Consider the following 8,456-nt stretch of genomic DNA (forward strand, 5'->3'; position numbering starts at 1 on the left):
GGTTCAAAGTCAACCGCTTTCCCTTTCTCCCCCGCTTTTTGTTTTAACAACGCTAAGGTAGGCTTTAGTGTAGTTTCCAACGTAGCTGCTACCCCGATTTTTTCAGCTGCGTTGATCGCGAATTCTGCCATTGAATCATCTATCCGAACAATCGGTGTAGAAACTTTTGGTTGTGTAAAAGCAACAAGTTCTCCAATCGAAGAGCATGCGTTTAAAATACAGTCCGCCCCAAGCTGCTCCGCAACCTTTGCATAACTTTCCCAGCGATGGGCTATTTCCTGTATATTTCCGCCATTTTTGCTTAACTGCGGCAGGATGGAGTCATCAACCAGATTAATAATCTCGCAATCTCCAATCTTCTTTACGGCTAACTCCTTTAAAGGCTCAATCGTAACAGGAGTCGTGTGAATAATCGCAAGTTTTTTTTTCATACCAAGTTTCCTCCATTTAAATAGTAGTAACAAAATTAACCATCATGGGAAGCCAAGATGGAAAATTTGAGTTTTCAGATTATGACAACTGTAATGAGTGGTTAAAAGGTAAGGCTTCCTGGGTGGCATATAACACGAGGCCTACACACCAAGAATGTGATAATGTCAGCATCATTCCTTTTGGCTGAAAACAATTTGTATTATAAAAACGCTCAGTAACCATCCCTTTGTAAGCATTAAAATCGCCATCTTTTCTTGCAATAAACTGCAGGAAACAAGCAATATGATCTCGTGTCCGGTCTAAGTAATAGGAATCATCTGTGTACTTCCATAAACGAAGCATCTCAGGAACACAGAATAACCCATAATTATGTAAATGCTGGTTAGAAGGTGATGCCTGATCCGCACCACGTGAACGAAAATCATATTGATGCAGAAATGTGTGTTCTGGAAAGGCAAGATTGTATGTCCAACGGAAGGTCATTAACCAATCAGCCGCATGTTTGGCAAGCTTTAACCATTTTTCGTTTTTGTCATTTTCATAGAGTAATACATAGGCAACCACAGCATTATAAGCATCTTCAGAAGTTGGTGTTAAATGAACATCCTCTGGTGCCCCGTAAATGTATTCGTCCAGCACGAAATGTTCATAATAATGCCCCGCCTTTTCTGCCGCAAGCCGATACTCTTCTTTTTCAAAAAAGTTACTTCCTTCAAGGAGTGAAGCAATCCATAAAATTCCTCCTGCTCCATCCCATTCTTCAACCTCACCTGTTTCAAAGTGGTAATAGGATCCGAAATTACCATCGGAACGCTGATGCTTCACGGCGAAATCTAGGTTGGATTGGACTGCTTTTTCCCAATCTGGATGACTTACCCCTGCTTCCTTTTCAAAGGCTAGGGCACGCACCAAAAACAAAGTTGCTTCAGAGATTGTTCTGGCCTGCAGCCAGGTATTCTTTGGGTTCCAACCAGTTCCCCATCCCTTACCGAGGACCCATGACGCCCAGAATGTTCCACTTGGAGCAAGCGCGGAAGCAATATTGTTCATTACATCAATGGCGGCATCTACATATGGTTGATGACCATTTTTCCTGCCATAGGTAAGCAGGGCGTAAGAATATGGTGCACCGCTGACCCAGCCCACATGCATATGGGGACGGTCACCCATACCTTTTACATTATTATTAAACTCACGGTCAAACGCAGCCGTTTCAGCTAAAATGCTGTGTTCGGGCATATAGTGCCAACGATATAAACCATGGGCTGTTAATTCTGATGCCTCTTCAAGCCCCATCCAGGGATTTAAGGAGAACTCTTGTTGATGCTGCCTGTACATTTCACGGACAAATGGATCATATGAATGTAAATCTGGTGAAGCTGTATAAATTTTAAATTGTAAATGAACCGTTTCCCCTGGCTTAAATGTGTACAGGGTTATATCCTTTGGCTCTGGAATCGGTTCACCAACAAACGTAACGGGTTCTTCTTTATAAGGAAAATTAACCCAGATAGATGTGGTAGAATCATTTCCTTTGAACCCCAGACTAGTTAGCCCCAGTTCACTCATTTCTTCTACACAAAGTGCACCGCACATTTCATCATTCCAGGCAAAAACAGCTGGAAGAGCGGAACGGTCCGAACGGAAGGACCAATGATCTGATACCATCTCCTCATGATTGCCATCCCTGTAATCATATCGTGGATATTTTCGAGTATTATGCTCAAAACGATTTTCTTTATAAAAAGCACCAGGAATCATCCAAGTCGGCTTTCCGCTGCCTGCTAAATCGCCAGTAACCTGTAAACCGTAACTATCGCACGTATCTTTTTTATAGGTAACCTTTAGATTAACTTGGATAAAGCCACATCCAGATTGAACATTCTTCCATTCCGATTCAACAGAAAAGTACTCTCCATGACCCGAAATGTGGTAACCTCCAACAATTTCTTCGACTTGGTCGATTTTAATTTTTTCAATGGTGTTTTCTTCATTATATATATCAAGAAGGTAGTCAAATTGAAGGAATGCATTTCCACTCTTTCGTTCCGAGGAATAGACCTGTATTCCCGTTTGTTTCTTCTCGTTCTCAAGTATGTTAATAAATGTACCCACTGCAATCACACCTTTAGTTTGTAAAGTTCAATCAAGTTTTCTCTAAAAATTCTTCTAGCAAACTCGACTGCTTCTTTTTCTGTTAATAGTTGATCTTGCACTTTTTCTACTAAAACATCACCCACGATTTTACGTGCAAGCTTTTGATGTGCATACGTTCCTTCAACAAAGTTGTAATCCCCGCCAAAACCGAAAATCTTATTTTGCGGAACCATCTCAATCATTTGGTGCAAAATTTGCTTGGCTATCGTTGGAGAAATGGCATATACCCAAGTAAAATCTGCATAAACATTTGTGTAATTTTTTACAATACTCAGGTATTCCTGGTGGTACGGGATTCCGCAATGCAATAGAACAAAATTTGCCTCCGGATAGGCTGCTAAGAGCGGAATTAAATCCGTTACCTTCGAGTTAGTAATAATATTGCCATTGCCCGAAACACTGGTTTCATGGTGCCCTGTATGAATTTGAATTGGTAATTCATAGTTGATGGAGCATTGAATAATGTGGTGTATTAAGTAATCTTGTAAAACAACCGACTCTCTTTGCGACATGGGTTCATTTATAATAGAAGAAAGCAGGGTGTTAAAGCATAGTTCCGCCTCATGAAAGGTTGGCTTAAGTGTTTTTAGCGTCCTCCAATAGGCATGGCCTAACTTAACAGCAACCATTCCTTCTTTCACATATTTATTTAATAAGGCATCCACAGCATGAAGATAATCCTGGAATGTTTGAACATGCTTTCCAGTCTGTCTCTCAATCACCTGTACATCCTTAATTGTTCGGAGTTTAAAGGCAAAGTCTAAAAACATGACAGGTCGGAAAAGGGAAAAATCAACATTGGTTGTAAAAGGCAATGTAATGGCTAAATCAATTCCCGATTGTTCATTCAATACTTTCCTATACCAGGTATCATCATCTGTAGCTGCTAATACTTTTTCATTTAATGCTAATATCCCATTAACAGACCAGTCATCCATACCAAATAAATCGTGGACTGCTGTTTTTAATAACCGAGCATAAGTTGTATTTTTGGTTTTTTGATAAAATAGCAAAAATTGCTCCGCTTTCTCTTCAACAGTTAATGGTGAATTTACGCTTAACAATCCTCGTTGCATTCCTGCAATGATTAAATCTGATTCTAAATAATGAAGCAGACCAAAGAAATCCACTTTATTTTTCTTTCGAATCTCCATCGGGTCAATGTGTTCATGGCCATCGATGATGCGAATTTTATTTATTTCCTCATGTATACTACTCACAGGTGCTGCTCCTTCCAAAAGTAAAGGATGACTCAAAAGAATACGCCCCCCTCCCATAGAACCGCTCCATTTCGTTTTTTCAAACAACATAGAGCCGCAGGGGGCTGCCATTTCATTTTTAAGTCATCCTCTTCTTAACAACAAACTATTAATCTACCTTAAGTTCTGGGAATGTGTTCTTAACTTCTTTCTTGAATTTCTTAATGACACTGTCAATATCTTCATTATTTTTTATTCCTTGACCTGCTACTTTTCTCCATTTGCTTAACACTTCTTCTCCATATTTATCGGACTTATAGCCAGGAATATCTTTAACCGTATCGTAATATGGTTTTAATACATTTTGATCGCCAAACATTGGAGATTTATAAGTATCTAAGTTGTCTTTATATACTGATAATAATCCAGGCATATTTCCTGTAACTTCAAGGTTATGCTGCTGCCATTCTTTGCTGGCAATAAACTCAATGAATTTATAAGCTAAGTCTTTGTTCGGCGATTTTTCATAAATGGATCGGTATGTTCCACCCATGTAAAACCCTTTTGGAGTTCTTGCTACACCATACTTATCTACTGCCTTATCATTTTTGTTATCTACCATGAAGCTTGCCCAAGCTGGCATTGCAGTTAACACAACACTTCCGTCATTAATGGCATTACCCCAGCCGGCAGAGAAGAATTCTAATTTTGCATCCACATCATTATTAAAGATTTCTTTTTGTAATTCATAATTTTTCTTCCAAGCGGTGTTGATTGTTAATTTTCCATCTTTAACCCATGGCTTAGTATTATAAGCTTCGATGTTATAGATATCACCAAAATGGGAAATTAAGTGAACTTTTCCGTTACTGTCTTGATTTACTTTCTTACCTAACTCAATAATTTTGTCATAGGAATCGACCATTTCACTGATTTTTTCTGGATCATCTGTTCCTAGGTATTTCTTTGCATTTTCTTTGATATACCAGAAAGCACCTGGTGAAGAGTGATCAGATATCGCTTTTACATCGCCCTTAGCATCTCTTCCTAATGCTTGTACATATGGTACATAGTCTTTTACAAGGTCTTCCGCACCCATATCTGAAAGATTTGTGGCAAACTTAGAATTGATAAACTTGTCAATATAGCCTCTTTCTAAGTCAAAAATATCTGGGACATCTCTGCCTGATTGAAGGACATTTAATAGCTTCGTTTGGTATTGATCCCCAGGGAAGATTTTCACTTCAACTTCTGCATCCGGATATTTCTTTTCAAATTCTTTGGCCATATCTTCGACTTGACCAAAGAAGGTCCAAATAGTTAATTTACCTTCAACTTTATTATTATCTTTATTAGTACTGCCTGAAGCAGTCTCCTCACTTTTTGAACAGCCAGCAAATAATGATAGAACAAGAACAGAAGCAAATAAGATAGAAAGCCACTTTTTCATATAGATTTACAGCTCCTTTTTTTGATATAATGAAGGTCTAATGTTTTTCTTATCGTCTTCTTTAGGTGGCTAAGACCGTCAATTCTTTTACACCTATGAAAGATTGATAAGGTAAGCATTTCTTCAGTGGAGGAGTTCCAGCCTTCACTGAAGAATGTACTTGCCATGATGACTTTTTCTGACAACACCTCCAACAAGGTTAATAATCATTATCCTTTTAGTGCCCCCGCAGTAACTCCGCTAATAATCTTCTTAGAAACGATAGAGAAGAAGATTAAGATTGGTATAACTGAAATGACAATCCCTACATACATGGCTCCGAAGTCTGTTGAAAATTGAGATTTAACACTGGCTATCATGACTGGTAATGTTTGCAAGTCATTATCAAAAAGAATAATCATTGGTGTTAAGAAATCATTCCACTTTCCAATAAAAGAAAAGATTCCAAGTGTTGCTACAGCCGGCATTAACAATGGAAGCACTAACCGGTGGAATATTTTTATTTCACCACACCCATCAATTCTGCCCGATTCGAGAATTTCTGTTGGAATGCTTGAATCACACATCTGTTTCATAAAGAAGATTCCAAATGCATTTGAAATGGATGGAAGAATAAGCGGCCAATAGGTATTTAACATATGGAATGAGTCCATAAGTTTAAAAAAGCCGATGATTCCTAATTGCCCCGGAATCATCATCGTCCCTAGGACTGCAAGGAACAGAATGTTTTTCCCTTTATAGTCAAATTTTGAAAATCCATAACCAGCTAGTGCCGAGAAGTATAGATTCAGTGCTGTTGAAGTAATCGTTATAAACAGCGTATTAGCAAAGCCTCTCCAAATCGGCACCGTATCAATCAAACGATTATAGTTTTCTATAAACTCAGAACCTGGAAGAAGAAGCAGTTTCCTTGCAATATCTGAATTCGCGTGGGTCGAAGTGACCATCATACTATAGAAGGGAACCAGACACGTGAATGCGACTAGTAGCAATAAGAAATATACTGCGAATTTACCTGCATATTTACTAATGCTTCTCTCTTTTCTCGTTTTCACTTCATTAATTGAAACGTTATCAGCAATACCGTTGTTAGCTATCATTAAGGGTCTCCTTTCCAATTCCTCGCCGAAGCGCTCCTGCATTTCTTCCTCTTTCCTTATCTTACTGTTCCACTTTGTTCATTTTTGAAAACTTAATCGAAATCAATGAGAAGATTAAGATGATAATAAAGATTGCGTATGCGATTGCTGCTCCATAACTATAATCGAAGTTTTTGAACGCTGTTTGATATAAGTACATAACCATTGTCAGCGTGGAGTTTTCCGGACCATTGCCTAGCATTAATGGCGCGTCAAACAATTGCAAACCACCGATAATTGAAGTTATAAAGGTAAATAACAGGACCGGTTTTAATAATGGTAAGGTAATCTTTGTAGCGATTGTAAATTTTGATGCTCCATCTACTTCAGCAGCTTCATATAATTCCTCTGGTATGGATTGAAGGCCTGCGATAAAAACTAACATGTTGAAACCAAAATACTGCCACATAATAACCCCTGCTACAATAATTCTTGAAAGCCAAGGGCTATTAAACCAGTTTACCGGGCCATCAATTAGTCCAATGCTCATTAAAAGTTTGTTTACACTTCCTGTTTGCCAATCAAACATTAAACTAAACAACACTCCAAGCGTTACAGGTGTGATGATATTTGGAAAGTAGTAAATCGCTCGAAAGAAATGCTTTCCCTTAATAAATTTTTCATTAAGGATCATTGCTAAGGCTAAGGCTAGAATCAATTGTGGAATAATTGATAAAACCCAGATTATTAACGTATTCCCAATCGCCTTATAAAAGAATGTATCATGGATTAAGCGTGAATAATTTGCCAATCCGACGAATACAGGATCGGAGAAACCATCCCACTTCGTAAAACTTAAATAAAGAGAGTAAATAATTGGTGCTAAGCCAAAAACAAAAAATGAAACGAAAAACGGAACTACAAAATAAAAACCATATTTGGATTTGTTCATAGAAGATTTCTTCATTTTTTCACAGCCTTTTAAACGTTTTTGTTCCTCCAATGTTCCTTCCATATGTACCAATCTATCAATCTAGTTTTATACTAAATTAATGGATTGCCTTACCCGTAACACTTATTTCATAACCGGATCTGATATTTTTCTACATGAATCCCGGATAATTAGTTCTGGCTTTAACAAATGACGTTCTGAAATGTATTCCTCAGAATTTTCCATGCGCTTAAATAATTCATACGCTGCTTTTTTCCCCATTTCTAAGAATGGCTGTTTTACAGTTGTTAAGGGCGGGTAAGTCCAGCTTGCTAGTGTGATATCATCAAATCCCGTAATGGAGAGGTCGGTCGGAACATTATAGCCTCGTTCCTGTACTGCCCTTAATGCCCCAATTGCCGTTTCATCATTTGAAGCTAAAACAGCCGTGAAATCGCCAATCGTTAATAGATGATTCATAGCATTATATCCGTCCTCATTTGACCAATTTGTTGGCACCACCCACTCTGGATTAACAGCTAATCCTAATTGTTCCATCGTTTCGAGGTATCCGGCTAAGCGGCATTGGGTTGCAGCAGCGTCTGCTGGACCTGAAATATAAGCTATTTTTTGATGGCCAATTCGATTGAGATAACGAACAAGCTCTGATATCCCAAAATAATTATCCACATCGACAGAAACCAAATCCTTAACTCCGGCTGTATCACCAAAAACAACAACAGGAATCCCTGCATTTGCTATTTCCAAAAGATCTTTAATATCTCTTTTCACGAAACTAATTAAGATGATCCCATCTACATGACCCTCAAAAACTAAGTTTTGAAAATAAGACTCTGTGTATTTATTGGAAGTCATACTGTAAAACACACAATTAAAGCCATTTTCCTTTGCAACTTCTTCAATCCCCTTAAAAATGGACGAATAAAACATATTGGCAATACTGTCAACCACAATTCCTATTGTTTGTGTCTTACTGACAACCAATCTTCTGGCATTTTCATTGCGGTGGTAATTTAATTCTTTAATGGCTTTTTTTAAAGCTTCTTCTGTTTCTTTTTTTGGGGCTGTTTTAGCAATCAAGCGCCAGGAGAAAATGTCAGTAATACAAGTTCTTACGGACAAAACTTGTCGAGCGCTTTGATTTTCGTGAAGGTATGAGAATTGATACGCGGAGAATTTCCGGTTAA

At 38.1% G+C, this 8,456-nt stretch carries 6 protein-coding genes and 1 pseudogene; all 7 read right to left on the minus strand.

Annotation, left to right across the window (positions count from 1 at the left end; translation table 11 throughout):
- Positions 1-431 (minus strand): annotated as a pseudogene (locus tag V7659_RS07975) (aspartate/glutamate racemase family protein); the annotation flags it as partial.
- Between the two features lie 79 nt (positions 432-510).
- On the minus strand, positions 511-2,547 hold the full coding sequence (locus tag V7659_RS07980; protein WP_335453549.1) for a hypothetical protein: 2,037 nt from the start codon (positions 2,545-2,547) through the stop codon (positions 511-513).
- Positions 2,548-2,552: 5 nt separating this feature from the next.
- Positions 2,553-3,845: an amidohydrolase family protein gene (locus tag V7659_RS07985; protein ID WP_335453547.1), complete on the minus strand. Its 1,293-nt coding sequence runs from the start codon at positions 3,843-3,845 to the stop codon at positions 2,553-2,555.
- A 112-nt stretch (positions 3,846-3,957) separates the two neighbouring features.
- A complete protein-coding gene (locus tag V7659_RS07990) occupies positions 3,958-5,238 on the minus strand; it encodes an ABC transporter substrate-binding protein (RefSeq protein WP_335453545.1) in 1,281 nt (426 codons plus the stop codon).
- A gap of 209 nt (positions 5,239-5,447) precedes the next feature.
- Entirely contained in the window at positions 5,448-6,338 is an 891-nt protein-coding gene (locus V7659_RS07995) for a carbohydrate ABC transporter permease (RefSeq protein WP_335453544.1), read from the minus strand.
- A gap of 61 nt (positions 6,339-6,399) precedes the next feature.
- On the minus strand, positions 6,400-7,320 hold the full coding sequence (locus tag V7659_RS08000; protein ID WP_335539281.1) for a carbohydrate ABC transporter permease: 921 nt from the start codon (positions 7,318-7,320) through the stop codon (positions 6,400-6,402).
- 72 nt (positions 7,321-7,392) lie between these two features.
- Positions 7,393-8,456 (minus strand): LacI family DNA-binding transcriptional regulator (locus V7659_RS08005; protein ID WP_335539283.1); only part of this gene is annotated, 1,064 nt, incomplete at its 5' end.

Origin of the sequence: Neobacillus drentensis (genome assembly GCF_036966985.1) — a bacterium.
Taxonomy (GTDB): domain Bacteria; phylum Bacillota; class Bacilli; order Bacillales; family Cytobacillaceae; genus Neobacillus; species Neobacillus drentensis_E.

Bases quoted from the DNA above. Each gene is read 5' to 3' on its own strand.
- V7659_RS07990 (WP_335453545.1), bottom strand. From the start codon at position 5,238: ATGAAAAAGTGGCTTTCTATCTTATTTGCTTCTGTTCTTGTTCTATCA.
- V7659_RS07995 (WP_335453544.1), bottom strand. From the start codon at position 6,338: ATGATAGCTAACAACGGTATTGCTGATAACGTTTCAATTAATGAAGTG.